Annotated in this window: 29 protein-coding genes; 3 read left to right on the plus strand and 26 right to left on the minus strand. The window is 52.9% G+C overall.

Annotated features, from left to right (window positions below):
* Window positions 1–10: 10 nt before the first annotated feature.
* From rpsS to fkpA, 17 genes are all read right to left on the minus strand, one after another.
* Window positions 11–289, minus strand: a complete 279-nt coding sequence (gene rpsS, locus AC6I8L_RS18225; RefSeq protein WP_001138115.1) for a 30S ribosomal protein S19 — start codon at window positions 287–289, stop codon at window positions 11–13.
* A gap of 16 nt (window positions 290–305) precedes the next feature.
* On the minus strand, window positions 306–1,127 hold the full coding sequence (rplB, locus tag AC6I8L_RS18230) for a 50S ribosomal protein L2 (protein WP_034830746.1): 822 nt from the start codon (window positions 1,125–1,127) through the stop codon (window positions 306–308).
* Between the two features lie 17 nt (window positions 1,128–1,144).
* On the minus strand, window positions 1,145–1,447 hold the full coding sequence (rplW, locus tag AC6I8L_RS18235) for a 50S ribosomal protein L23 (RefSeq protein WP_034830749.1): 303 nt from the start codon (window positions 1,445–1,447) through the stop codon (window positions 1,145–1,147).
* On the minus strand, window positions 1,444–2,049 hold the full coding sequence (rplD, locus tag AC6I8L_RS18240) for a 50S ribosomal protein L4 (protein ID WP_034830751.1): 606 nt from the start codon (window positions 2,047–2,049) through the stop codon (window positions 1,444–1,446). The genes rplW and rplD overlap by 4 nt, the downstream gene beginning before the upstream one ends.
* Before the next feature lie 10 nt (window positions 2,050–2,059).
* The gene (gene rplC, locus AC6I8L_RS18245; RefSeq protein WP_038644330.1) at window positions 2,060–2,686 is read right to left on the minus strand and encodes a 50S ribosomal protein L3; all 627 of its coding nucleotides are present in this window, start codon (window positions 2,684–2,686) and stop codon (window positions 2,060–2,062) included.
* 32 nt (window positions 2,687–2,718) lie between these two features.
* A complete protein-coding gene (gene rpsJ, locus AC6I8L_RS18250) occupies window positions 2,719–3,030 on the minus strand; it encodes a 30S ribosomal protein S10 (RefSeq protein WP_006120582.1) in 312 nt (103 codons plus the stop codon).
* A gap of 323 nt (window positions 3,031–3,353) precedes the next feature.
* On the minus strand, window positions 3,354–3,836 hold the full coding sequence (gene bfr, locus AC6I8L_RS18255; protein ID WP_034830757.1) for a bacterioferritin: 483 nt from the start codon (window positions 3,834–3,836) through the stop codon (window positions 3,354–3,356).
* A gap of 104 nt (window positions 3,837–3,940) precedes the next feature.
* A complete protein-coding gene (bfd, locus tag AC6I8L_RS18260) occupies window positions 3,941–4,135 on the minus strand; it encodes a bacterioferritin-associated ferredoxin (RefSeq protein WP_034830760.1) in 195 nt (64 codons plus the stop codon).
* Between the two features lie 178 nt (window positions 4,136–4,313).
* The gene (gene tuf / locus AC6I8L_RS18265; protein WP_034830763.1) at window positions 4,314–5,498 is read right to left on the minus strand and encodes an elongation factor Tu; all 1,185 of its coding nucleotides are present in this window, start codon (window positions 5,496–5,498) and stop codon (window positions 4,314–4,316) included.
* A gap of 69 nt (window positions 5,499–5,567) precedes the next feature.
* Window positions 5,568–7,682, minus strand: coding sequence for an elongation factor G (fusA, locus tag AC6I8L_RS18270; RefSeq protein ID WP_034830766.1), 2,115 nt, complete (start codon window positions 7,680–7,682; stop codon window positions 5,568–5,570).
* 93 nt (window positions 7,683–7,775) lie between these two features.
* Complete coding sequence (gene rpsG, locus AC6I8L_RS18275; protein ID WP_007886246.1) at window positions 7,776–8,246, minus strand: 30S ribosomal protein S7; 471 nt, start codon at window positions 8,244–8,246, stop codon at window positions 7,776–7,778.
* 96 nt (window positions 8,247–8,342) lie between these two features.
* Window positions 8,343–8,717 carry a 30S ribosomal protein S12 gene (gene rpsL / locus AC6I8L_RS18280; RefSeq protein WP_006120575.1) on the minus strand — a complete coding sequence of 125 codons (375 nt, stop codon included), beginning with the start codon at window positions 8,715–8,717 and terminating at the stop codon, window positions 8,343–8,345.
* A gap of 126 nt (window positions 8,718–8,843) precedes the next feature.
* Entirely contained in the window at window positions 8,844–9,131 is a 288-nt protein-coding gene (tusB, locus tag AC6I8L_RS18285; RefSeq protein WP_034830769.1) for a sulfurtransferase complex subunit TusB, read from the minus strand.
* A gap of 9 nt (window positions 9,132–9,140) precedes the next feature.
* On the minus strand, window positions 9,141–9,500 hold the full coding sequence (gene tusC, locus AC6I8L_RS18290; protein WP_034830771.1) for a sulfurtransferase complex subunit TusC: 360 nt from the start codon (window positions 9,498–9,500) through the stop codon (window positions 9,141–9,143).
* Complete coding sequence (gene tusD / locus AC6I8L_RS18295) at window positions 9,500–9,886, minus strand: sulfurtransferase complex subunit TusD (RefSeq protein WP_058960611.1); 387 nt, start codon at window positions 9,884–9,886, stop codon at window positions 9,500–9,502. Before tusD ends, tusC begins: the two co-directional genes overlap by 1 nt.
* The gene (locus AC6I8L_RS18300) at window positions 9,886–10,608 is read right to left on the minus strand and encodes a helix-turn-helix transcriptional regulator (RefSeq protein ID WP_034830776.1); all 723 of its coding nucleotides are present in this window, start codon (window positions 10,606–10,608) and stop codon (window positions 9,886–9,888) included. The genes tusD and AC6I8L_RS18300 overlap by 1 nt, the downstream gene beginning before the upstream one ends.
* Before the next feature lie 268 nt (window positions 10,609–10,876).
* On the minus strand, window positions 10,877–11,707 hold the full coding sequence (gene fkpA, locus AC6I8L_RS18305; protein WP_045833796.1) for an FKBP-type peptidyl-prolyl cis-trans isomerase: 831 nt from the start codon (window positions 11,705–11,707) through the stop codon (window positions 10,877–10,879).
* Window positions 11,708–11,986: 279 nt separating this feature from the next.
* Between fkpA and AC6I8L_RS18310 the strand changes: the two genes are divergently transcribed.
* Window positions 11,987–12,205, plus strand: a complete 219-nt coding sequence (locus AC6I8L_RS18310) for a SlyX family protein (RefSeq protein ID WP_034830802.1) — start codon at window positions 11,987–11,989, stop codon at window positions 12,203–12,205.
* A 46-nt stretch (window positions 12,206–12,251) separates the two neighbouring features.
* Here the strand turns inward: AC6I8L_RS18310 and slyD are convergent, their stop codons facing one another.
* From slyD to kefG, 4 genes are all read right to left on the minus strand, one after another.
* Window positions 12,252–12,806: a peptidylprolyl isomerase gene (slyD, locus tag AC6I8L_RS18315; protein WP_058960610.1), complete on the minus strand. Its 555-nt coding sequence runs from the start codon at window positions 12,804–12,806 to the stop codon at window positions 12,252–12,254.
* 193 nt (window positions 12,807–12,999) lie between these two features.
* Window positions 13,000–13,194, minus strand: a complete 195-nt coding sequence (locus AC6I8L_RS18320) for a YheV family putative zinc ribbon protein (RefSeq protein WP_034830784.1) — start codon at window positions 13,192–13,194, stop codon at window positions 13,000–13,002.
* 46 nt (window positions 13,195–13,240) lie between these two features.
* Complete coding sequence (gene kefB / locus AC6I8L_RS18325; protein WP_058960609.1) at window positions 13,241–15,043, minus strand: glutathione-regulated potassium-efflux system protein KefB; 1,803 nt, start codon at window positions 15,041–15,043, stop codon at window positions 13,241–13,243.
* Entirely contained in the window at window positions 15,043–15,594 is a 552-nt protein-coding gene (gene kefG / locus AC6I8L_RS18330; RefSeq protein ID WP_034830789.1) for a glutathione-regulated potassium-efflux system ancillary protein KefG, read from the minus strand. Before kefG ends, kefB begins: the two co-directional genes overlap by 1 nt.
* A 115-nt stretch (window positions 15,595–15,709) precedes the next feature.
* Here kefG and AC6I8L_RS18335 point away from each other — a divergent pair, with 115 nt between their 5' ends.
* Window positions 15,710–17,614: an ABC transporter ATP-binding protein gene (locus AC6I8L_RS18335; RefSeq protein ID WP_058960608.1), complete on the plus strand. Its 1,905-nt coding sequence runs from the start codon at window positions 15,710–15,712 to the stop codon at window positions 17,612–17,614.
* 226 nt (window positions 17,615–17,840) lie between these two features.
* On the opposite strand, the gene tauD is transcribed toward AC6I8L_RS18335, so the two are convergent.
* Genes tauD through tauA form a run of 4 tightly spaced genes read right to left on the minus strand, consistent with a single transcriptional unit; the run spans window position 17,841 to window position 21,259 of the window.
* Window positions 17,841–18,680 (minus strand): taurine dioxygenase, encoded by an 840-nt coding sequence (gene tauD / locus AC6I8L_RS18340; protein WP_058960607.1) that lies wholly within the window; start codon window positions 18,678–18,680, stop codon window positions 17,841–17,843.
* A complete protein-coding gene (gene tauC / locus AC6I8L_RS18345; protein ID WP_058960606.1) occupies window positions 18,677–19,504 on the minus strand; it encodes a taurine ABC transporter permease TauC in 828 nt (275 codons plus the stop codon). The genes tauD and tauC overlap by 4 nt, the downstream gene beginning before the upstream one ends.
* Complete coding sequence (gene tauB, locus AC6I8L_RS18350; protein ID WP_058960605.1) at window positions 19,501–20,268, minus strand: taurine ABC transporter ATP-binding subunit; 768 nt, start codon at window positions 20,266–20,268, stop codon at window positions 19,501–19,503. The genes tauC and tauB overlap by 4 nt, the downstream gene beginning before the upstream one ends.
* Window positions 20,269–20,278: 10 nt before the next feature.
* The gene (gene tauA / locus AC6I8L_RS18355) at window positions 20,279–21,259 is read right to left on the minus strand and encodes a taurine ABC transporter substrate-binding protein (RefSeq protein WP_160834616.1); all 981 of its coding nucleotides are present in this window, start codon (window positions 21,257–21,259) and stop codon (window positions 20,279–20,281) included.
* 233 nt (window positions 21,260–21,492) lie between these two features.
* On the opposite strand from tauA, the gene AC6I8L_RS18360 reads away from it, so the two are divergent.
* A complete protein-coding gene (locus AC6I8L_RS18360) occupies window positions 21,493–22,473 on the plus strand; it encodes a LacI family DNA-binding transcriptional regulator (protein WP_058960604.1) in 981 nt (326 codons plus the stop codon).
* A 1-nt stretch (window position 22,474) separates the two neighbouring features.
* Here AC6I8L_RS18360 and AC6I8L_RS18365 read toward each other — a convergent pair whose 3' ends face one another.
* On the minus strand, window positions 22,475–23,077 hold the full coding sequence (locus AC6I8L_RS18365; protein ID WP_034819569.1) for a LysE family translocator: 603 nt from the start codon (window positions 23,075–23,077) through the stop codon (window positions 22,475–22,477).
* Window positions 23,078–23,130 lie beyond the last annotated feature (53 nt).

A 23,130-nucleotide genomic window follows, 5' to 3' on the forward strand; every position in this document is an offset into this window, starting at 1 on the left:
TTCCTCCTACTTATTTCTTCTTGGCTTTCTTATCTGCAGCATGGCCGCGATAAGTACGTGTCGGTGCAAATTCACCCAGTTTGTGGCCGACCATTTCGTCGGATACAAAGACAGGAACGTGCTGACGACCATTATGGACAGCGATGGTCAAACCGATCATGTTAGGGAAGATCGTTGAACGACGGGACCAAGTGCGCAGGGGCTTCTTGTCACCGCTTTCCACCGCTTTCTCTACCTTCTTCAGCAAGTGCAGGTCAATAAAAGGACCTTTCTTGAGAGAACGTGGCATGGCTTATCCTCTAAAATTATTTGCTACGGCGACGTACGATAAATTTATCAGTACGCTTGTTGCTACGGGTCTTCTTACCTTTGGTCTGAACGCCCCACGGAGTTACCGGGTGCTTACCAAAGTTACGACCTTCACCACCACCGTGCGGGTGATCGACTGGGTTCATCGCAGTACCGCGAACGGTAGGACGAACACCACGCCAACGGGTTGCACCAGCTTTACCCAGAACGCGCAGCATGTGCTCAGCGTTACCGACTTCGCCCAGGGTTGCGCGGCAGTCGATTTCGACTTTACGCATTTCGCCTGAACGCAGACGCAGGGTTACGTAGGAACCATCACGCGCAACGATCTGCACGTAAGTACCAGCTGAGCGAGCAATCTGACCGCCTTTGCCTGGTTTCATTTCTACGTTGTGAACGGTAGAACCCACCGGGATGTTACGCATTGGCAGGGTGTTACCTGCTTTAATCGCAGCATCAACGCCAGATTGAACCTGATCACCAGCTTTCAGGCCTTTAGGGGCCAGGATGTAACGGCGCTCGCCATCTTTGTACAGAACCAGTGCGATGTTCGCAGAACGGTTCGGATCGTACTCAAGACGCTCAACAACTGCTGGGATACCATCTTTGTTGCGTTTGAAGTCAACAATACGGTAAGCCTGCTTGTGACCACCACCGATATGACGGGTAGTGATACGACCATTGTTGTTACGACCACCGGATTTGCTGTTTTTTTCTAACAGCGGAGCAAAAGGTTTGCCCTTGTGCAGCTCTGGGTTCACCACTTTAACTACGTGACGACGACCCGGAGATGTCGGTTTACATTTAACAACTGCCATTGTCTTTCTCCTCCGACTTACTCAGCGCCGCCGACGAAGTCCAGATTCTGGCCTTCCTTCAGGGTGACGTAAGCTTTTTTCCAGTCGCTACGACGACCGATACGCTGTCCGTGACGCTTAACTTTACCCTTAACAACCAGGGTGTTTACGTCTTTAACTTCAACTTCGAACAGCTTCTCAACAGCAGCAACGATCTCTGCTTTGGTCGCGTCTTTAGCAACTTTGAGAACGATGGTATTGCTTTTTTCCATCGCAGTAGATGCTTTTTCAGATACGTGCGGTGCACGTACGACTTTCAGCAGACGTTCTTCACGGATCATGCCAGCATCTCCTCAACTTGCTTAACTGCTTCCGCAGTCATAACGACTTTGTCGAAGGCGATCAGGCTAACTGGGTCGATACCTGCTGCATCACGCACGTCAACCTTGTACAGGTTACGCGCAGCCAGGAACAGATTCTCATCCAGTTCACCGGTGATGATTAGCACGTCTTCCAGCGCCATGTCTTTCAGTTTCTGTGCCAGCAGCTTAGTTTTAGGCGCTTCTACAGAGAACGTCTCGACAACGATCAGACGGTCCTGACGTACCAGTTCGGACAGGATGCTTTTCAGCGCGCCGCGGTACATCTTCTTGTTAACTTTTTGACTGTGGTCCTGTGGACGCGCAGCGAAGGTCACGCCACCTGAACGCCAGATCGGGCTCTTTACAGAACCTGAACGCGCACGGCCGGTACCTTTCTGGCGCCAAGGCTTTTTGCCTGAACCAGTTACTTCAGCACGAGTTTTCTGCGCACGAGTACCCTGACGAGCACCAGCGGCATAAGCAACAACAACCTGGTGAACCAGCGCTTCGTTGAAATCACGACCGAAGGTAGTTTCGGAAACAGTCAGCGCGCTCTGCGCGTCTTTCAGTACTAATTCCATTGCTATCCCCTTACGCCTTCACAGCTGGTTTAACAATCAGGTCGCTGCCGGTTGCACCCGGGACAGCACCTTTGACCAGCAGCAGGTTGCGCTCAGCGTCAACACGTACCACTTCCAGGCTCTGAACGGTTACGCGCTCGTTACCCAGTTGACCAGCCATTTTCTTGCCTTTGAACACTTTGCCCGGAGTCTGGTTCTGACCGATAGAACCCGGAACGCGGTGAGACAAGGAGTTACCGTGTGTAGCGTCCTGGGTACGGAAGTTCCAGCGCTTAACGGTACCTGCGAAACCTTTACCTTTAGAGGTACCGGTAACGTCTACTTTTTTAACGTCAGCGAAAATTTCAACACTGATGCTCTGGCCTACTGAGTACTCTTCACCTTCGGTGCGGAATTCCCACAGACCACGGCCAGCTTCAACGCCAGCTTTAGCAAAATGACCTGCTTCCGGCTTGCTCACACGGTTTGCTTTTTTAGCACCGGTGGTCACCTGGATAGCCTGGTAACCGTCGTTTTCCAGGCCTTTGACCTGAGTAACGCGGTTTGCTTCAACTTCGATTACGGTTACTGGGATTGAAACGCCATCTTCAGTGAAGATGCGAGTCATGCCCACTTTTTTACCGACTAAACCAATCATTGTATCAACCTCTCAATCGCTCGATGACCTGATTAACCCAGGCTGATCTGCACGTCAACACCGGCAGCCAGATCCAGACGCATCAGTGCATCAACGGTTTTTTCAGTTGGCTCAACGATGTCTACCAGACGCTTGTGAGTACGGATCTCGTACTGATCGCGCGCGTCTTTGTTAACGTGCGGAGAGATCAGAACGGTGAAACGCTCTTTGCGAGTTGGCAGCGGGATCGGACCACGTACCTGCGCGCCAGTGCGCTTGGCAGTCTCAACGATTTCCGCGGTTGATTGATCGATCAGGCGATGATCAAACGCTTTAAGACGGATACGGATTCTTTGGTTCGACATGAGACCAAGGCTCCAAACATTTTATAAACGAAAAGAATTACTACCCACACCCATTACGATTGATGGAGGAGTGTAATCGTTCAGCATATAACTCCCCAATCGGGAGTATTGTCAGGTGATACATAGCTTGCTATCACCTGCGATTCTGCTCGAATCGCGCCATACCAATATCGGCAGGCCCGCGCATTATACGCAAATCAGTTCAGGAAGCAACCCGTGATGCGTTTTTAACCACATCAATTGCGGACTAAATACGAAAAAGCCTGTATGGGGCTCGATATTTCCCCCTACAGGCTCTGTGACATTGCTACAACGAAAGGGTTTTAGTCTGTGCTTTCTTCTTTTAATTGCGCCTGCAGGTAATTCTGCAAACCGAGTTTTTGAATCAGGTCGAGTTCTGTTTCCAGCCAGTCAATGTGATGCTCTTCCTCACCCAGAATCTCAATCATCATGTCGCGGCTGACGTAATCATGCACCTTGTCGGCATAGGCAATCGCTTCACGTAAATCCTTCGCCCCTTCTAACTCCAGCGTCAGATCGGATTGCAACATTTCCGGGACATCTTCACCAATACGCAACCGGCCGAGATCCTGCAAATTTGGAATCCCTTCAAGGAAAAGAATGCGCTCGATGTATTTGTCCGCATGCTTCATTTCATCGATGGATTCGTGATATTCGACATCGTTGAGGCGAATAAGCCCCCAGTTTTTGAACATACGTGCATGAAGAAAGTACTGATTAATCGCAACCAGTTCATTCCCCAGCAGTTTATTGAGATGAGTTATGATTTTACTGTCGCCCTTCATTTTGCTTCCTCCGCTTCCAGGTAAATAGATCGTAGATGCGGATAAAAAGAAGTCAAAAAAACAGGACTGTTTTTGTGGTTATTGCCGGAGGATGTCGAATCGACCTAAGCGATTTCTTTGTACAGCGGTACCTTCTGCAGCTCATCATCCATAATCTCGCGCGCAAAACGGATGCACTTACCACACTGTTTTCCGATAGGAACCAGTTGACGAAGATGTTGGATCGATTTGGGCTGATAGCGACGCACTACTTCACGGAGGGTTTTGTCACTCACGGCATTACACAGACAGACGTACATTTACTGCGACTCCAGTACAAATTCTGATCAAAGTGTAAATGAGAATGGTTTTTATTTCAAACGTAGCTTTTGTGTGGGATTGGCTTGAGCGGTGAATTTCAGGCAAAAAAAAAGAGCACCGAAGTGCTCTCTTTTCGTGCTGCGGTGGCTACCTAAGCAACCACCGACATTAACGCAATTAAGCGAGAACTTCAGCAACAACGCCCGCACCAACAGTACGGCCGCCTTCACGGATTGCGAAACGCAGACCCTGGTCCATCGCGATTGGGTGGATCAGCTCAACGGTCATTTTCACGTTGTCGCCTGGCATTACCATCTCAACGCCTTCTGGCAGCTCAACGTTACCAGTCACGTCAGTAGTACGGAAGTAGAACTGCGGACGGTAGCCTTTGAAGAACGGAGTATGACGGCCGCCTTCGTCTTTAGACAGTACGTATACTTCTGATACGAACTTGGTGTGTGGCTTGATGGTGCCTGGTTTAGCCAGTACCTGACCACGCTGGATGTCTTCACGCTTGATACCGCGCAGCAGAACACCACAGTTTTCACCCGCCTGACCCTGGTCCAGCAGCTTACGGAACATTTCAACGCCAGTACAGGTAGACTTAACAGTCGCCTTGATACCAACGATTTCAACTTCGTCGCCCACTTTAACGATACCGCGCTCAACACGACCGGTTACAACAGTACCACGGCCTGAGATTGAGAATACGTCTTCGATTGGCAGCAGGAACGGCAGGTCGATTGCACGTACTGGCTCTGGGATGTAGTTATCCAGGTGACCAGCCAGCTCAATGATCTTCTCTTCCCACTCAGCAACACCGTTCAGTGCCTGCAGAGCAGAACCGCGTACGATTGGAGTATCGTCGCCTGGGAAGTCGTAAGCTGACAGCAGATCGCGAACTTCCATCTCTACCAGTTCCAGCAGCTCTTCATCATCAACCATGTCGCACTTGTTCAGGAACACGATGATGTAAGGAACGCCAACCTGACGACCCAGCAGGATGTGCTCACGGGTCTGTGGCATTGGGCCATCAGTCGCAGCAACAACCAGGATCGCGCCGTCCATCTGCGCAGCACCGGTGATCATGTTTTTCACATAGTCGGCGTGGCCTGGGCAGTCAACGTGCGCGTAGTGGCGAGTCGGGGTTTCATATTCAACGTGTGAAGTGTTGATGGTGATACCACGAGCTTTCTCTTCTGGTGCGTTATCGATCTGATCGAACGCTTTAGCAGAGCCGCCGTAGGTTTTAGCCAGAACGGTGGTGATAGCTGCAGTCAGAGTGGTTTTACCATGGTCAACGTGACCGATGGTGCCAACGTTTACGTGCAGTTTGTTACGCTGAAATTGCTCTTTCGCCATGGCGATAATTCCTTACGTTGTGCCTTCATGAGTCATGAAGGCATCAGTTCACAATTTTTAAACCGTAGCTTATTTGCTACGAGCTTCAATAACGGCCTGAGCGACGTTGTTCGGCGCATCATCGTACTTCAGGAACTCCATGGAGTAAGAAGCACGGCCTTTAGTCAGAGAACGCAGCTGGGTTGCATATCCGAACATTTCAGACAGTGGAACTTCAGCATGGATCTGAACGCCAGTAGCGTTAGATTCCTGTCCTTTGAGCATACCACGACGACGGCTAAGGTCACCGATAACGTCACCGGTGTTCTCTTCCGGAGTCTCTACTTCAACCTTCATGATAGGCTCAAGCAGAACGGGCTGTGCTTTCTTAAAGCCATCTTTGAAGGCTAAAGAAGCGGCCAGTTTAAACGCCAGCTCAGAGGAGTCAACGTCATGGTAAGAACCGAAGTGCAGACGAACACCCAGATCTACTACCGGGTAACCGGCCAGTGGACCAGACTTCAGCTGCTCCTGGATACCTTTATCAACCGCAGGGATGTATTCAGTTGGAATCACACCACCCTTGATGTCGTTGACGAATTCATAACCTTTAGGGTTAGAACCCGGCTCCAGTGGGTACATGTCGATAACAACATGACCGTACTGACCACGACCACCAGACTGCTTAGCGTGTTTACCTTCAACATCGGTGATTTTAGCGCGAATCGCTTCGCGATAAGCAACCTGTGGTTTACCGACGTTCGCTTCAACGTTGAACTCACGCTTCATACGGTCAACGATGATGTCGAGGTGCAGCTCACCCATACCCGCGATGATGGTCTGGTTAGATTCTTCATCAGTCCATACGCGGAAAGATGGATCCTCTTTTGCCAGACGACCCAGAGCCAGACCCATTTTTTCCTGGTCAGCTTTGGTTTTCGGCTCAACGGCGATAGAGATTACTGGCTCTGGGAATTCCATGCGCTCAAGAATGATGACATTTTCTGGATCACACAGGGTGTCACCAGTGGTCACATCTTTCAGGCCGATCGCAGCTGCGATGTCGCCCGCACGAACTTCTTTGATCTCTTCACGTTTGTTAGCGTGCATCTGAACGATACGGCCCAGACGCTCACGGTTTGACTTAACCGGGTTGAACACGGTGTCACCGGTGTTAACAACACCAGAGTAAACGCGGAAGAAGGTCAGGTTACCCACAAACGGGTCGGTTGCGATTTTGAACGCCAGAGCAGCAAACGGCTCGTTGTCGTCAGAATGACGCTCAGCCGGCGTGTCTTTACCGTCGTCCAGCATACCGTTGATCGCGGTAACGTCAGTCGGTGCTGGCAGGTATTCAACTACCGCATCCAGCATCGCCTGAACACCTTTGTTCTTAAATGCAGAACCACAGGTAACCAGGATGATTTCGTTTTTCAGCACGCGCTTACGCAGAGAAGTTTTGATCTCTTCTTCAGTCAGCTCTTCACCGCCGAAGAATTTCTCCATCAGCTCATCAGAACCTTCTGCAGCGGCTTCAACCAGATTCGCACGCCATTCATCAGCCAGTTCCTGCATATCAGCTGGGATATCTTCGTAAACGAAGGTAACGCCCTGATCTTCATCGTTCCAGTTGATGGCTTTCATTTTCACCAGGTCAACAACACCGGTGAATTTCTCTTCTGCGCCGATTGCCAGCTGAAGCGGAACCGGGTTTGCACCCAGGCGCGTTTTCATCTGATCAACAACTTTCAGGAAGTTAGCACCCATGCGGTCCATTTTGTTAACGAACGCGATGCGTGGAACTTTATATTTGTTAGCCTGGCGCCATACGGTTTCAGACTGTGGCTGAACACCACCAACCGCACAGTAAACCATTACTGCGCCATCAAGCACACGCATAGAACGCTCAACTTCGATGGTGAAGTCAACGTGTCCCGGGGTGTCAATGATGTTGACGTGGTGTGGCTCGAACTGCTTAGCCATACCTGACCAGTAACAGGTGGTTGCAGCGGAAGTGATGGTAATACCACGTTCCTGTTCCTGCTCCATCCAGTCCATGGTTGCGGCGCCGTCATGCACTTCACCGATCTTGTGGTTTACACCGGTGTAGAACAGAACACGTTCGGTAGTGGTAGTTTTACCGGCGTCGATGTGAGCACTGATACCGATGTTACGATAGCGCTCAATGGGTGTTTTACGAGCCATTTGATTCCTCTGATTCTGAGACGTTCTAAGTTAAAAAAGCCCAGCAGGTAAGCCACTGGGACGCCCGCTGGGTTAATAACAACTACGTGGCTGTTACCAGCGGTAGTGTGCGAACGCCTTGTTGGCTTCAGCCATACGGTGAACGTCTTCACGTTTCTTAACTGCAGTACCTTTGTTCTCTGCAGCGTCAGAAAGTTCGTTCGCCAGGCGAAGAGCCATTGATTTATCACCGCGTTTACGAGCAGCTTCAACGATCCAACGCATTGCCAGAGCATTACGACGAACCGGACGGACTTCAACTGGAACCTGGTAGGTTGAACCACCAACGCGACGTGACTTAACTTCTACAGTCGGACGTACGTTTTCGAGTGCAACTTCGAAAGCTTCCAGACCATCTTTACCTGCACGTTGAGCCAGGGTATCAAGTGCGGTATAGACGATAGATTCTGCAGTAGATTTTTTACCATCTACCATCAGGATGTTTACAAATTTAGCCAGCAATTCTGATCCGAACTTAGGATCTGGCAGGATTTTACGCTGACCAATGACGCGACGACGTGGCATGGAAATACTCCGTTGTTAATTCAGGATTGTCCAAAACTCTACGAGTTTATTTTGACATTAAAGTGAAAATGTTTGGCCTTACTTAACGGAGAACCATTAAGCCTTTGGCTTCTTCACGCCGTACTTGGAGCGTGACTGCTTACGGTCTTTAACACCTGAGCAGTCAAGCGCGCCGCGAACGGTGTGGTAACGCACACCTGGCAAGTCTTTAACACGACCGCCACGAATCAGGATCACTGAGTGTTCCTGGAGGTTATGACCTTCACCGCCGATGTAGGAGGTAACTTCAAAACCGTTAGTCAAACGCACACGGCAAACTTTACGCAGTGCTGAGTTTGGTTTTTTAGGGGTAGTGGTGTACACACGAGTACAAACACCACGTTTCTGCGGGCAAGCTTCCAGCGCAGGCACGTTGCTCTTTGCAACTTTGCGTACGCGTGGTTTGCGAACCAGCTGGTTAACTGTTGCCATTAAATAGCTCCTGGGATTTAGCTTTTTGCTTCGTAAACACGTAATAAATCGCCTCGTATTACTACGAGGAGGCAGAATTTTAGGGCTGTGTCAAAAGGGTGTCAAGAAATAACCAGGTTTTCCTTGCTACCAGGCCACTTGTTGTTGGTGCTTCACCGTCATCGCAACGAAACCAGTATAGTCCAAACGTGCTACTTTGGTCGAAATTTGCTCAACCAACCCACGCGCGACCACATCTTCCTCAAGAACCCAAAGCGCGGCCGGAGAGGCTTGCAGCTTGATGAACATCTGGCTGCCCTCAAGCGCGGCCGTGACGCCATCCTGCATTAGCAGCAAGTCGTCGCCCTCCTGCATCAGCAGTAACAGGCTATCGATATCGCATTGCCAGGGTGATTGCAGCAGCGTGTAGAGCATGTTGGATTCTCAGAAACGAAGGATTCGATGATAAGTGGCGAGTTTCTGGCGCAGTGTCGCGGCATCCAGCACTTCAGCCGTCATCACGCGTTCAGCCGTCAGGCTTTGCCCGCGCGCATCAAGTGACTCTCGGCAGGCGAAACACTGGTCGATGTCGTAGAGATCGAGCACGCCGAACGTCGCGATATAGTTGCGAGCCAAAATCTGCTCAGGCTGCTGTGCGCGTTGCAGTTGCAGCACGCCATCGCCAATAAAGAACAGTCCAATGTCTTCGCTGAGCGCGCCAGTGGCCAGCACCGCATCCAGCCCTTCCCTGCCCGCGCTGCTGCCGTGGGGTGCCTGAGTGAAAAGAAATGCCACACGATTCATCAGAATTGCACCAGACGATCACAGCTCAACGCAGCTTCTGCCAGCGCACCTAAGCCGCTCAGTTCAAAACCAGGCTGCAAATTACTGCCCACCAGTTGCAAGCGCGTCGCTTCCTGCTCATCCGTCACGCCACGGCGCAATGCGGCAGCCACGCAAATATTTAGCGCGGCACCACTCTCTTCGCGCAGTTGCTGCCATGCGCGCACCACATCGACTTCATCGCTGGCAGGTGAAGTGAGCTGATTGGCATTCAGCACGCCTTCTCTATAAAAGAAAACACTTTCCAACTGGTGCCCTGCTTTGAGCAACGCACGAGCAAACAGCAATGCACTACTGGCATTCTGCGTACCGTATGCCGGCCCCGTCACCAGTAAGGTATAACGCATTAGCGATCCTGCCCCTGGAAGTCACCGCTTTTAAACTGACGGATGTAGAGGTAAACCGTGTGCTTGGAAATATTGAGACGGTCAGCGACCTGGTTAATCGCATCCTTGATATCAAAAATTCCCTTCTCGTACAGGTTGAGCACAATCTGGCGATTCTTGGCGTTGTTCGACACATTGCGGTCGTTGCTCACTTCCTCAATGGTAAATTCCAGCGTTTGCATCACCAGGTCTTCGACTGAGCTGGCAAAGTTGACGTTGGAATCTACCTGCTGCATTTCCGGCGGCATAAAGGTCGACATAATCTGCGAGAACGGCACATCAAGGTTCATGTTAATACACAGCAGGCCAATCACGCGCTGCTGACGATTGCGAATCGCGATGGTGACCGATTTCATCAGCACGCCGCTCTTAGCGCGCGTGAAGTATGCGCGGGACACATTGCTGTCAGCGCCATGCATATCGTGCAGCATGCGCAGTGCCAAATCGGTAATCGGCGAGCCCACTTTACGGCCGGTATGTTCACCGTTGGCGATGCGCACGGCGGAGCATTTCAAATCTTCCAGTGAGTGCAGCACGATTTCGCAGTGCGAGCCGATCAGCATCGCGAGGCCATCAACGACGGCTTCGTAAGATTTGAGAATATCGTAATCGGCTTGCTCAAACGGACGTTGCTCCAGTAAATCGAAGTCAGTCAGTTCACCGGGATTGAATGGATTAGACATCGAAGACATTACCCTAAATGGCTGGAGCCTGTCTCGACAGCTTTGGGGCAGACTCATATTGTGATAGTTGTGCAGGCGCTAGTCTGGCAAATGTCGGGATGTTTAGCCAGAGCTTTACTCATTCCCCTAAACAATTTGGGTTGCTGCAAGACGGCATGTTGGTTCATGCCCTGAGCATGAGTGAGGATGGCGAGCACAGCCAGCGCAGCTCAAGTCTGGCGGACAAATAAAAACGCCGCCCGGAGGCGGCGTCAGAAGCGCAAGCAGATTACTGCGCTTTCTTATCAGCAGCGGCCGGAGCCTGTGCTTTCTCATCCGCTTTTGGCGCTGGCTTGATATCCAGCAGCTCAACATCAAATACCAGCGTTGAGTTGGCCGGAATGCCCGGAACGCCATTTTTGCCGTAAGCCAGGTTCGGTGGGATCACCAGCTTGATCTTGCCGCCTTTCTTCACGTGCTTCAGACCTTCGGTCCAGCCTGGGATCACGCCGTCGAGACGGAATGACAGTGGCTCGCCACGGGTGTAAGAGTTATCGAACTCGGTACCGTCGATCAGCGTACCTTTATAGTTCACGACGACGGTGTCGCTGTCTTTAGGTGCGTCACCGGTGCCTTCTTTCTCAACCTGATACAGCAAGCCAGATTCAGTTTTCTTCACGCCTTTTTCTTTGGCGAATTTATCAGCGTAAGCGGCACCCTTGTCAGAGTTCTCTTTCGCGTCTTTTTCCATCTTCGCCTGTGCAGCGCCTTTCACGCGGCCTTCGAAGGCTTGCAGTGTCTGCTCGATCTCTTGATCAGACAGTTTGCTCTTGCCACCGAATGCATCCTGAACACCTGCGATCAACTGATCTTTGTCCAGTTTGATGCCCAGTTTCTCTTGTTCCTTCAGAGAGTTGTCCATGTAGCGACCCAAAGAAGCACCCAGCGCATAAGCTGACTGCTGGTCTTCATTTTTGAAGGCAGCATTTTTCGGTGCCTGCGGTGCTGCCTGAGCAGCGTCAGCCGGAGCCGCAGCGGTTTCAGCTGCCATTGCCAGCGGTGCATTCAGCGCAATGGCCATGGTGGTAGCTAACAATGTGACTTTAAACAGTGATTTCATCCTTTCTCCAAAACCGAAGCATCTAAACCTCGGGAATCATTGCGGACAGTGGCCCACACTATAACTTTACGTGGCAGCGGCGAACACTCCCACAACGTAATTACCCGCTTAACATCCGACCTTTTTTGCATCAGGAAGTTTCACCAGAGATGAAGGCATTAGCGCTGATTTCAACCGCAAAGCCCCATAAAGGTTAAAAATCGGGTGATTCTGCCGCTAAAGACCGTAGAATCACGCCCGATACGCGCCAGGCGCAGCACCGTGACAGGAGAAGAAATGATGCAGCATGAAGAGTGGGAACAACGTCTTGAGGCGCTGGAGAGCAAACTGGCATTTCAGGAGCACACCATCGATCAGCTCAATCTGACGGTGACTCAACATGAACTGGAGATGAGTCGTATGCGCGAACAGGTACGTTTATTAGTGGATAAAGTGAAAGCCGCGACACCTTCACCGATTGCTTCGCAGTCCGAAGAGACGCCACCACCGCACTATTAAAGCAAAAGGCCACCTGAAGGTGGCCTTTTGTTGTTCAATGCAGAACTTAGTGGCTGCAACCGCAACCGCCAGTACCACAACCGCCCTGGCCGTGATCGTGACCATGGTCGTGATCGTGGTCATGATGATGACCATCTGCACCATGTACATGGCCGTGTGCGATTTCTTCTTCCGTTGCTTCACGGATCGCTACCACTTCCACGTTGAAGTTCAGGTTCTGACCCGCCAGCATGTGGTTACCATCAACCACAACGTGCTCGTCTTCCACTTCAGTGATTTCAACCGGCACTGGACCCTGATCGGTTTCTGCCAGGAAGCGCATGCCAACCTGCAGTTCGTCGACGCCCATGAACACGTCTTTTGGTACACGCTGCACCAGGTTGTCATCGTACTGACCGTAAGCGTCGTTTGCCGGAATATGCACATCAAACTTATCGCCAACCGAGTGATTTTCCAGCGCTTTTTCCAGACCAGAAATCAGGGAACCATGACCGTGCAGATAGTCCAACGGTGCACTCACCGGTGACTCGTCAACCAACACACCGTCTTCGGTACGAACCTGATACGCCAGGCTCACCACCAGGTCTTTTGCTACTTTCATGATATCTCCTAACCGTTGAGAACTGAGATCCCGTCTCATTGGTCTATTTTGCGTGCAATAACCAACCAGAAAGGTTCAAGACTGAGGATGCCAACAAATGTGTTGCTGCATACTGCTCAGCGTTAATGGCGCCGATTGTAGCGGAATTCAATCCCGCTGTAAGTTTAAGCTTAAAAAAAGCTGCGCCATTCTGCTACTCAGGATGAAAAATGCCGATCACTTGCTCATTGCTGCGCACCTTATCGCGAACTTGTTTATCCGCTTCACGCATTTGATGGCCGCACTGCACGCACTCCACCACTTCGACATTGTTTTCACGCCATAACGCCAGCGTGTCTTTTTCCTGACATTGCGGACATACCGCACCAGCAATAAAACGTTTACGCATACTCTTTCCTGCCCGCTATTAAGCAACGGATATGTTAAGTGTAGTCCTACTCGTCATCCCAACCGTCGATCTGACGTTTTTCATGCTGCATTTCGCGCTGGAAGATGTCTTCTAACTCACGACGAGCTTCACGCACACGTGAGGCCTGCGCATTATCATCGTGGCTTGGCACCAGTTCACGTAGCATGCGCATATCGAGTCGGCGGAAATGCTGTTGCGCGCGTTGCGCCTGATGCGGATGCATGCCGAGTGAAATCAGCGTTTTGCGTCCCAGCTCCAGCGCACTTGAGAAGGTTTCACGCGAGAACAACGTTACGCCCGCTTGCAGTAATTCATGGGCTTCCACACGGCCACGCGCACGCGCCAGAATTTCCAGCTGCGGGAAGTGCTGCTGGCAAAGGTGAACGATGGACATCGAATCTTCCGGATCATTGCAGGTAATCACAATGGATTGTGCATTCTCCGCACCGGCAGCACGCAGTAACTCAAGCTCAGTGGCATCGCCGTAGTAAACCTTATAGCCATATTTGCGCATCAGGCTGACAGCCGAGATGTCACGCTCCAGCACCGTAATACGCTTATTGTTAGCCATCAGCAAGCGGCCCACCACCTGACCAAAACGACCAAAGCCAACCACAATGACCTGCGGCTGATCATCTTCGACAAACGGCTTCTCATTGTCATCATCGGGCTCATTGAACCGACGTGCGAGAATTTTATCCACCCCCTGCATCAACAGCGGTGTGGTCATCATCGACAGCGTCACCGTCACCAGCAACAGTGGTAATTGATCGCCGCTAAACAGTTTGGCCGACGATGCCGCTGAAAACAGCACAAAAGCAAATTCACCGCCCTGGCTAAGCACCCCGGCAAACTGCAGGCGCTCGGAACTGCGTAAACCATAAATACGGCCCAGCACATAGAGCACCAGCGTCTTGACCGCCACGAGAATCACTACGCCAAGGATAATCTCCGCGATATGGGTATAGAGCACGCCCAAATTCAGCGCCATGCCGACGGAAATAAAGAACAGCCCGAGCAGCAACCCTTTGAAGGGTTCGATCGCCACTTCCAGCTCGTGCCGATATTCACTCTCGGCCAGCAGGATCCCGGCGATAAAGGTGCCGAGCGCCATCGACAGCCCGAGCGCATCCATAAACAGCGCCGAGCCCAGCACCAGTAATAATGAAGCCGCCGTGAACACTTCACGGACACCCGACGCAGCGATAAAGCGGAAAATCGGACGCAGCAGATAACGGCCGCCCACCAGCATGCCAGCAAACGCCAGCACCTTCATGCCCACTTTCAGCCAGTCAACATGGCCACTGTCGCCACCGGCCAGCAGCGGCACGAGGGCTAATGCGGGGATGACGGCCAGATCCTGGAACAGCAGCACCGAGAAGCCGAGCTGACCCGCTTCACTGCGATTCATGCCTTTATCGCGCATCAATTGCAGTGCCATAGCCGTCGAAGACATTGCCAGGCCAATCCCGCCGATCACCGCGGCTTGCCAGCTAAAGTTGGTCAGCCACAGCAGCACACCAAGAATCGCGGCAGAAACCAATACCTGCGCAGCGCCCACGCCAAAGATTGAACGCCTTAACGCCCAAAGCTTGGCGGGATTCAACTCCAGCCCGATGATGAACATCAGGAACACCACGCCGAGTTCGGAGAAGTGCAGAATCTCATCAACGTCGCTGATAAAGCCTAGCCCCCACGGCCCGATGGCAATGCCTGCCACCAGATAACCCAGCACGGCACCAATACCAAGTCGGGCCGCAATCGGCACCACAACCACAGCGGCCACCAGATAAATCACTCCGGCAGTGAGTAACGTTTGACCTTCCATCACATCACTCCCTGCGGCAATGGTGACGAGAGCCAGTCACGGTAGGCGCGCGCATAATTGCGCATCACTTCCGGCGTCTGACGGCGAGCCCAGTAGATCACCATCGGCGTCATCCAGTGCATACGACACATCTGCGCCGTCAGCTCAAACGGACGCATGATGTCGCTCATCGGATAACGATTCAGGCCGTTATGGTGATACGCGGTTTCCGGTTCTCCGGTGGTCACCACGCTGCGCCAGTACTTGCCCTCCAGCGCATTCCCGTCCTGGCCGCTGGCAAACCCACGCGACAACACGCGATCCAGCCACTCTTTCAGCAAAGCCGGGCAGCTATAGGTATACAACGGATGCTGGAAAACGATGATTTGGTGTTCGCGCAACAGCTGCTGCTCGTAATGAATATCAATGAAAAAATCCGGATAGTGGGCGTATAAATCGTGCACCGTGACGTGGTCCAGTTCCATAGCCGACTGCAGCAAAACCCGATTAGCAATCGAATCCTGTGTTTCCGGATGGGCGTAAAGCAGCAATATTTTAGGTGGCTGCGACATCGTTCCCCTCCAAAGCGTCGTCACCGCAGCGGAATTCCGCTACCATGCTCGACGCAACTAACCATTATTGAATTATGTTGCCGATAAATTAACATATTCTGACGATACGGCGCTTATGATTGTCTTTTCCGCATTACAAATACGCCGCGGCACTAACGTGCTGCTGGACAACGCAACAGCCACCATTAATCCCGGCCAAAAAGTCGGTTTGGTGGGTAAGAACGGCTGTGGAAAATCCACGCTGCTGTCGCTCCTGAAGGGCGAAATTAGCAGTGATGCAGGCAATTTCACTTTTCCAGGTAACTGGGCGCTGGCATGGGTGAACCAGGAAACCCCGGCCCTCACTAAAGCCGCGCTGGAATATGTTATCGACGGCGACCGCGAATATCGTCAGCTTGAATCCGAATTAGCTGATGCCAACGCCAGGGATGACGGCAACGCCATCGCTCTGCTGCATGGCAAGCTGGATGCGATTCAGGCGTGGAGCATACATGCTCGCGCCTCCAGCCTGCTGCACGGATTGGGCTTTAGCCAGGAACAATTAATGCGGCCGGTGAGTGATTTCTCCGGTGGCTGGCGCATGCGCCTTAACCTTGCGCAAGCGCTGGTGTGCCGATCCGATCTGCTGCTACTGGATGAGCCGACTAACCACCTCGATCTTGATGCTGTTATCTGGCTAGAGCGCTGGTTGAAAAGCTATGAAGGCACGCTGATCCTCATCTCGCATGACCGTGACTTCCTTGATCCGGTGGTGGATAAAATCATTCATATCGAACAGCAGACGATGTTCGAATACACCGGCAACTATAGCTCGTTCGAGCGCCAGCGCGTCGCCAAACTGGCGCAGCAGCAGGCGTTGTTCCAGAGCCAGCAGGAAAAAGTACAGCACCTGCAAAAGTACATCGATCGCTTCCGCGCCCAGGCCACTAAAGCCAAACAGGCGCAGAGCCGTATCAAGATGCTGGAGCGCATGGAGTTAATTGCCCCGGCTCACGTCGATAACCCGTTTAGCTTCAGCTTCCGCGCACCAGAGAGCCTGCCCAATCCATTATTGAAAATGGAGAAAGTCACGGCGGGTTATGGCGAACGCATCATTCTTGATGCCATCAAACTGAATCTGGTACCGGGTTCACGCATCGGTCTACTCGGCCGTAACGGTGCGGGTAAATCAACGCTGATCAAACTGCTGGCCGGTGAAATTGAAGCGCTGGATGGCAAAGTTGGCCTGGCAAAAGGCATCAAGCTTGGCTACTTCGCTCAGCATCAACTTGAATACCTGCGCGCCGATGAATCGCCATTGCAGCATCTGGCCCGTATTGCGCCACAAACGCTGGAACAACAGCTGCGTGATTATCTGGGCGGCTTCGGTTTCCAGGGTGATAAAGTCAGTGAAATCACTGAACGTTTCTCAGGCGGTGAAAAAGCGCGACTGGTGCTGGCACTGATCGTCTGGCAACGTCCAAATCTGCTGCTACTCGATGAACCGACCAACCACCTTGATCTCGACATGCGTCAGGCATTGACCGAAGCGCTGATTGATTTCGAAGGCGCGCTGGTGGTGGTTTCGCATGACCGTCATTTACTACGATCCACCACCGACGATCTCTATCTGGTGCATGACCGCAAAGTCGATGTGTTTGAAGGCGATCTCGATGATTACCAGCAGTGGTTGAGCGATCTGCAAAAGCAGCAAGCCCAGCAGGATGCTGCACCGAAGCAGGATAACGCCAACAGCGCCCAGTCTCGTAAAGATCAGAAACGCCGCGATGCTGAACTGCGCGCGCAAACTCAGCCGTTGCGTAAAGAGATCGAGAAGTTAGAGAAGCAGATGGCGAAGTGGCAGAGCCAGCTCAGCGAAGCAGAAGCGCAACTCTCTGACAGTGCCATTTACGATCAGAGCCGTAAAGCGGATCTGACCTCGGCGCTGCAACGTCAGGCCGAAAGCAAGTCCGCGCTGGAAGATGTTGAAATGGCCTGGCTGGATGCCCAGGAACAGCTGGAGCAGATGCTGGCGAGTTAGCGTTCAGCATCCATGCTGCCCCTGCAGGGTGAGTGCCTGCTGTAAGATCAGCAGGCAAGATTCGCATCTCTGGAAGGCCAGCATTCTTGTTCAGCTTCTGCTGTCAGGCAAGTATGTCTGGTGCGGATTTCGTGGATGCTCAGCGTCTGTTGTAAGTCCGGTATTCTTGTTCAACTTCTGCCGACAGGTCGGCATTTAGGCCGACCTGGTTAACCACCGCACTCTTTTAAAACGGAACATCCCCTAACACCGTCGCCCGATGCATTACTCGCCGCGCCGGATAGTAATCGGCATTCGCATAATGCTGCGTGACGCGGTTATCCCAAATAGCCACATCATTCTCCTGCCAGCGCCAGCGCACCTGAAACTCCGGTTTTGCCGTGTGCCAGAACAGGAAATTCAGCAGTGCTTCGCTCTCCTTCTCACTCAATCCCAGTAAACGCGTCGTGAAGCCTTCATTGACAAACAGCGCCTTGCGCCCGCTCACCGGATGGGTACGAATCACCGGATGCTGCACCGGCGGATGTTTGGCGACCGCTTGCTGCCAGCGCTGATGCTCTTCTTCCGTCTTGCGGTATTTATACTCCTGGAACGACTTCTTAAAATCATGCTCCGCCTGCAAGTCGCTCAGCAGTTGCTTAAACGGTTCGGACAACGCTTCATAGGCCGCAATGCCCGTTGACCACAACGTATCGCCACCGCTCTCCGGCAGCAGTTTAGACGCTAAAATCGCAATCGCCGGCGGCGTTTCAATAAAGGTCACATCGGTGTGCCAGTTATCGTTATCCGGTGGATTATCCTGATGGGTATCCAGCACGATAATTTCTTCCACTCCTTCCGCATGTGGATACACCGGATGGATGTGCAAATCACCAAAGCGAATCGCCAGAGCGCGATGCTGTTCCGGCGTGATCACCTGATTGCGCAGGAACAACACCTGATGGCGCAGCAGACCATGATAAAGCTGCTCAAACTGCGCGTCGCTTAACGGGCGGCTGAGATCGAGGTCGCTGACCTGCGCACCGATATACGGGCCCAGCGCGGTAAAGGTGACACGTTCGTTCATTGCTGCTCTCCATTCCAGGGTGTCAGACGGCGCTGCAAGGCGCGCAGACCCAGTTCTAAACTAAAGGCGATTAAGGCAATCACTGCGATACCGGCCAGTACCACATCGGTGGCAAGAAACTCGCCCGCCGACTGCACCATAAAGCCGAGCCCTCGCGTGGCGGCAATCAGTTCGGCGGCCACCAGCGTGGACCAACCCACGCCAAGGCCAATGCGTAAACCGGTAAGGATTTCAGGCAATGCGCCCGGCAGGATGACAAAGCGCAGTAGCTGCCAGCGTGAAGCGCCTAGTGCCTGCGCAGCGCGAATCCGTACCTGCTGAGCATTCTTCACTCCTGCCAGCGTCGACAGCGTCACCGGCGCGAAGATCGCCAGATAGATTAGTAAGATTTTCGAGGTTTCGCCGATGCCAAACCAAATCACCATCAGCGGCAAATAGGCCAATGGCGGCACCGGACGATAGAGTTCAATCAGCGGATCGAGCAGCCCACGAATCGCCGGGCTCAGGCCCATTGCAATACCCACCGGGATGCCAATCAACGCGGCAAAAAACAGCGCCACCAGCATGCGCGTCAGGCTGGCGCCCAGGTGCTGCCATAGGGTCGCATCCATAAAGCCTTGTGGGCTGGCGATCAGCAGTAACTTTTGCAGCACCTGCTGGGGTGGCGGCAGAAACAGCGGTGCCACCAAATTGAGCGCCGTCACGCCCCACCACACCAGTAGCAGCACGGCTACACTCAGCAAGCTCAGGGAAAACTGCGGTGAAAAAGGCCAGCGCAACGTGCGTCGGCGAGTCTGGGTTTTCTCATCAATCACCGCGCTCATACAAACGCCTCCCGCTGGGAAAAGACCTGGTTCAACACGTATTCACGGCGTTCGATAAAAGCCGGATCGGATTTGATACTGCGGCACGGCTCGCCGGCGGCGAAACGCTGGCCAAAATCGAGTTTGTTGCGCTCCACCACGCGACCTGGCCCCGGCGAAAGCAGCACCAGTTCACTGGCAAGAAACACCGCTTCTTCAATGTCGTGGGTAATCAGCAAAATCTGTTTGCCGGTATCCCGCCATAGCGTCAGCAGCAGGGTTTGCATCTGTTCACGGGTAAAAGCATCCAGCGCACCAAAGGGTTCATCTAACAGCAGCAACTGAGGATCAGCCGCCAGCGCACGCGCAATCCCCACGCGCTGACGTTGACCCCCAGAGAGCTGCCAGATAAAACGCTTTTCCGCACCTTCCAGCCCGACTTTGCGGATCAAGCGGCGGGCGATGGCGTGGCGTTCTGCCTTGTCCATTCCCGCCAGCTGCAAGCCAAACGCCACGTTATCAATCACGTTACGCCACGGCAGTAGCCCTTCGTTCTGAAACACCACGCCGCGTTCTGCGCCCGGTCCATTTACCGCTTTGCCATCCAGCGTGATACTGCCTGACTCCAGCGGCAGGAATCCGGCGATCAAGTTCAGTAAGGTGGTTTTGCCACAGCCTGACGGTCCCAGCACCACCAGCAGGTCGCGTTGATCCAGCTGCAGGTTGATATCCTGCAGCGCGGGTTGTCCGGCGTAACGTGCATTCAGATTGGTGATGCTGAGCATACGGCCTCCGTTATTTCGCCAAAGGCGCGACAAAGCGCGTGGTGACAAAGCTGCTGTAATCGTTAGCGGCATCCGGCACTTTGCCCTGCTCTTTCAGGAAGTGCGCGGTATCAACAATGGCTTTGTTCACTGGCTTGCCCAGCTGTTCCACCTGCTGCTGTGCGGTCAGGTAGGTATTGCCTTGCACCAGCACCGGCACATCGCTTTCCGGTACGCCACTCAGGCGCGCCAGTTTGCTGAGATTGTCGGGCTGCTTGAGCCACTGTTCTGGATTCGCAATGTAGGCTTGCTGTGCCTCAATCGCACTGCGCGCGAAAGCGGTAACCACTTCAGGATGCTGCTGAGCGAAATCTTTGCGCACCACCCACACATCCAGCGTTGGCGATCCCCATTTGCCCACCTGAGAAGAGTCGGTTAACACCGTGCCATCCTTTTCCAGCTCGTTTACCGCCGGTGACCAGACGTACGCGCCGTCAATATCACCGCGTTTCCACGCTGCAATAATGGCTGGCGGTTGCAGATTCACTAACTGCACCTGCGATGGCTTGATGCCCCAATGTTTGAGCGCTGACAGCAGGCTGTAATGGGTGGTGGAGATGAAGGGCACGGCGATGCGTTTGCCAATCAGATCCCTGGGACTGGTGATGGATTTTTTGACCACCAGCGCTTCGGAATTGCCAAGCTGTGATGCCAGTAAGAAAGCTTCGATGGGCAACTGCTGTGTTGCCGCCACTGCCAGCGGGCTGGACCCGATATTACCGATTTGCACATCACCGGAAGCCAATGCCCGCAGCACGCTGGCACCGCTATCAAACTTGCGCCAATCGACCGTCGCGCCACTCTCTTTAGCAAAGGTGTTATCGGCCTGCGCCACTTTGGCCGGTTCCGCCGAGGTTTGATATGCCACGGTGACGTTGACCGCCTGTGCCTGGAATGCCATCAGGGCCAATGCTGCCGCCACTGCCGTTATCGTTTTTTTTACTGCCATCATCATTCACCCCAATGTTATGTCGTGATGGCAGTTTCTCCAGCGGCTGTAATTTCATAAAGGAATTAAAAATTATCCCTAATGAAAATCTGTTCTTAGATCAACATCGGGCAACGCTATGCGAAATGCGCAAATGCAAAGAAGGCGTAAAGACGGAAATATGTCACACGCTCACATAGCGACTGTGCTATTGATAGGCTCCTGATTTGTCACCTCTACTGGCGGTACTGAAATCCATGTCGATTGAGAAAGTTGCCCGTCTTGCTGGCGTGTCTAAAGCCACGGTTTCTCGGGTGTTGAACCAGCATCCAGGCGTGCGTTCTGATACACGAGCAAAGGTATTGGCGGCCATCGAACACTGTGACTATCAGCCCAACCTGCTGGCCCGCCAGCTGCGTACTGCCCAGAGCCATATGTTGCTGGTGTTAATTTCAGACATCACCAATCCTTTCTGTTCACGTGTGGTGCAAGGCATTGAAGCTGAAGCCGAAGCGCAGGGTTATCACATCCTGTTGTGCAATTCGGCCTCACAGCTGCCGCGTGAAGCCGCTTATCTGGCGTTATTAAGCGGTAAAGTGGTCGATGGCGTGATCACCATGGATGCCGCGGCCTGCCTGCAACAGCTGAAGGGGTTGATAGGTGACGCGCCTTGGGTGCAATGCGCCGAATACGATCCGGCTATCGCTGCTTCTAGTGTCACGATAAACAATAAAGAAGCGGCTTACGAAACCGTGCGTTATCTGGCCAACAAAGGCCGCCGCCGTATTGCATTGGTTAACTGTGATATGCGCTACCTTTACTCGCATCAGCGTGAAAGTGGCTATCGCGAAGCGCTGGAACAGCTGGAACTAAATTGGGGTGGCGTGGCTTACGCGGAAAACATTTCGTGTGAAGCGGGCAGTGCCGCACTGCGTGAACTGCTGGCACGACCGGAGCGACCAGACGCCGTGTTTGCAGTCTCAGATGTGCTGGCGGTTGGCGTGATTCACGCCGCGCTGGAGGCCGGATTGCGCATTCCGGAAGATCTCGCTGTCGTGGGGTTTGATGGTATTCCCTTCACCAGCAGCCTCAATCCACCGCTGACCACCATCGAACAACCGATGAATCGGCTGGGTGCACGCAGTGTTCAGCTGCTACTGAACCGCATCCGCCAGCCGCACAGTGACGTGGTGCGTGAAGTGTTACCCTGGAAGCGCGTTGAACGCGCCTCCAGCTAACTCAACGCCAGATCAGCAGTACACAGGCGGCAGTGAGCGCACCCATCGCCAGGTTGAAGATTTTCCACGCGCGCGGGCTGCGCAACAGACGGCCAATCAGCGAACCAAATCCCATCCAGATAACACCGGATACCACATTGACCAGCGCCATACCGATACTGATGGCGATCACCGAATGCAGATACGCATCGCCCGCCAGGCTAAAGCTGGCTACCGCGCCCAACGCCATCAGCCAGGCTTTTGGGTTGATCAACTGTAGCAGGCCACCCTGCCAGAACGGCATCTGCTTGACGTTGGCATCTTCAGTTTCCAGCTTCTCGTACTCCGCGGTGGCAATTTTCCACGCCAGCCACAGCAGGTAGAGGCTACCGGCAATCTTTAGCACCAGATGCAGAGAGGGATAAAGCAGGATCAAACCACCGATGCCAAATGCCACCATCAGCAACATGACTTGCATACCAATCATGATACCAATGAGCAGCGGGATGGTGCGCAGGAAGCCAAAATTAGCACCTGAGGCGGTAAGTAACATATTATTGGGCCCTGGCGTGATGGCAGCGACCCAAAGAAAACCCAACATTGATAAAAAAAGACTCAGTTCCATGTATATTCGGGTGCTCCTCACCCAGTAAAGCGGACAACCCATCGAAGCTATCA

It is taken from the genome of Type-E symbiont of Plautia stali, from assembly GCF_059731115.1.

What these genes read in the sequence shown, in the direction of transcription:
- AC6I8L_RS18335 (WP_058960608.1), top strand. Translation starts at nt 15,710, where the DNA reads ATGATTGTCTTTTCCGCATTACAAATACGCCGCGGCACTAACGTGCTG.
- tauA (WP_160834616.1), bottom strand. Translation starts at nt 21,259, where the DNA reads ATGATGGCAGTAAAAAAAACGATAACGGCAGTGGCGGCAGCATTGGCC.
- rplB (WP_034830746.1), bottom strand. Translation starts at nt 1,127, where the DNA reads ATGGCAGTTGTTAAATGTAAACCGACATCTCCGGGTCGTCGTCACGTA.
- slyD (WP_058960610.1), bottom strand. Translation starts at nt 12,806, where the DNA reads ATGAAAGTAGCAAAAGACCTGGTGGTGAGCCTGGCGTATCAGGTTCGT.
- rpsJ (WP_006120582.1), bottom strand. Translation starts at nt 3,030, where the DNA reads ATGTCGAACCAAAGAATCCGTATCCGTCTTAAAGCGTTTGATCATCGC.
- AC6I8L_RS18360 (WP_058960604.1), top strand. Translation starts at nt 21,493, where the DNA reads ATGTCGATTGAGAAAGTTGCCCGTCTTGCTGGCGTGTCTAAAGCCACG.
- rplC (WP_038644330.1), bottom strand. Translation starts at nt 2,686, where the DNA reads ATGATTGGTTTAGTCGGTAAAAAAGTGGGCATGACTCGCATCTTCACT.
- AC6I8L_RS18365 (WP_034819569.1), bottom strand. Translation starts at nt 23,077, where the DNA reads ATGGAACTGAGTCTTTTTTTATCAATGTTGGGTTTTCTTTGGGTCGCT.
- AC6I8L_RS18310 (WP_034830802.1), top strand. Translation starts at nt 11,987, where the DNA reads ATGCAGCATGAAGAGTGGGAACAACGTCTTGAGGCGCTGGAGAGCAAA.
- tusB (WP_034830769.1), bottom strand. Translation starts at nt 9,131, where the DNA reads ATGCTCTACACGCTGCTGCAATCACCCTGGCAATGCGATATCGATAGC.
- kefB (WP_058960609.1), bottom strand. Translation starts at nt 15,043, where the DNA reads ATGGAAGGTCAAACGTTACTCACTGCCGGAGTGATTTATCTGGTGGCC.
- rplW (WP_034830749.1), bottom strand. Translation starts at nt 1,447, where the DNA reads ATGATCCGTGAAGAACGTCTGCTGAAAGTCGTACGTGCACCGCACGTA.
- rpsL (WP_006120575.1), bottom strand. Translation starts at nt 8,717, where the DNA reads ATGGCAACAGTTAACCAGCTGGTTCGCAAACCACGCGTACGCAAAGTT.
- bfd (WP_034830760.1), bottom strand. Translation starts at nt 4,135, where the DNA reads ATGTACGTCTGTCTGTGTAATGCCGTGAGTGACAAAACCCTCCGTGAA.
- AC6I8L_RS18320 (WP_034830784.1), bottom strand. Translation starts at nt 13,194, where the DNA reads ATGCGTAAACGTTTTATTGCTGGTGCGGTATGTCCGCAATGTCAGGAA.
- fusA (WP_034830766.1), bottom strand. Translation starts at nt 7,682, where the DNA reads ATGGCTCGTAAAACACCCATTGAGCGCTATCGTAACATCGGTATCAGT.
- tauC (WP_058960606.1), bottom strand. Translation starts at nt 19,504, where the DNA reads ATGAGCGCGGTGATTGATGAGAAAACCCAGACTCGCCGACGCACGTTG.
- tauB (WP_058960605.1), bottom strand. Translation starts at nt 20,268, where the DNA reads ATGCTCAGCATCACCAATCTGAATGCACGTTACGCCGGACAACCCGCG.
- rpsG (WP_007886246.1), bottom strand. Translation starts at nt 8,246, where the DNA reads ATGCCACGTCGTCGCGTCATTGGTCAGCGTAAAATCCTGCCAGATCCT.
- fkpA (WP_045833796.1), bottom strand. Translation starts at nt 11,707, where the DNA reads ATGAAATCACTGTTTAAAGTCACATTGTTAGCTACCACCATGGCCATT.
- kefG (WP_034830789.1), bottom strand. Translation starts at nt 15,594, where the DNA reads ATGTCGCAGCCACCTAAAATATTGCTGCTTTACGCCCATCCGGAAACA.
- AC6I8L_RS18300 (WP_034830776.1), bottom strand. Translation starts at nt 10,608, where the DNA reads ATGTCTAATCCATTCAATCCCGGTGAACTGACTGACTTCGATTTACTG.
- bfr (WP_034830757.1), bottom strand. Translation starts at nt 3,836, where the DNA reads ATGAAGGGCGACAGTAAAATCATAACTCATCTCAATAAACTGCTGGGG.
- tuf (WP_034830763.1), bottom strand. Translation starts at nt 5,498, where the DNA reads ATGGCGAAAGAGCAATTTCAGCGTAACAAACTGCACGTAAACGTTGGC.
- tusD (WP_058960611.1), bottom strand. Translation starts at nt 9,886, where the DNA reads ATGCGTTATACCTTACTGGTGACGGGGCCGGCATACGGTACGCAGAAT.
- rpsS (WP_001138115.1), bottom strand. Translation starts at nt 289, where the DNA reads ATGCCACGTTCTCTCAAGAAAGGTCCTTTTATTGACCTGCACTTGCTG.
- tusC (WP_034830771.1), bottom strand. Translation starts at nt 9,500, where the DNA reads ATGAATCGTGTGGCATTTCTTTTCACTCAGGCACCCCACGGCAGCAGC.
- rplD (WP_034830751.1), bottom strand. Translation starts at nt 2,049, where the DNA reads ATGGAATTAGTACTGAAAGACGCGCAGAGCGCGCTGACTGTTTCCGAA.
- tauD (WP_058960607.1), bottom strand. Translation starts at nt 18,680, where the DNA reads ATGAACGAACGTGTCACCTTTACCGCGCTGGGCCCGTATATCGGTGCG.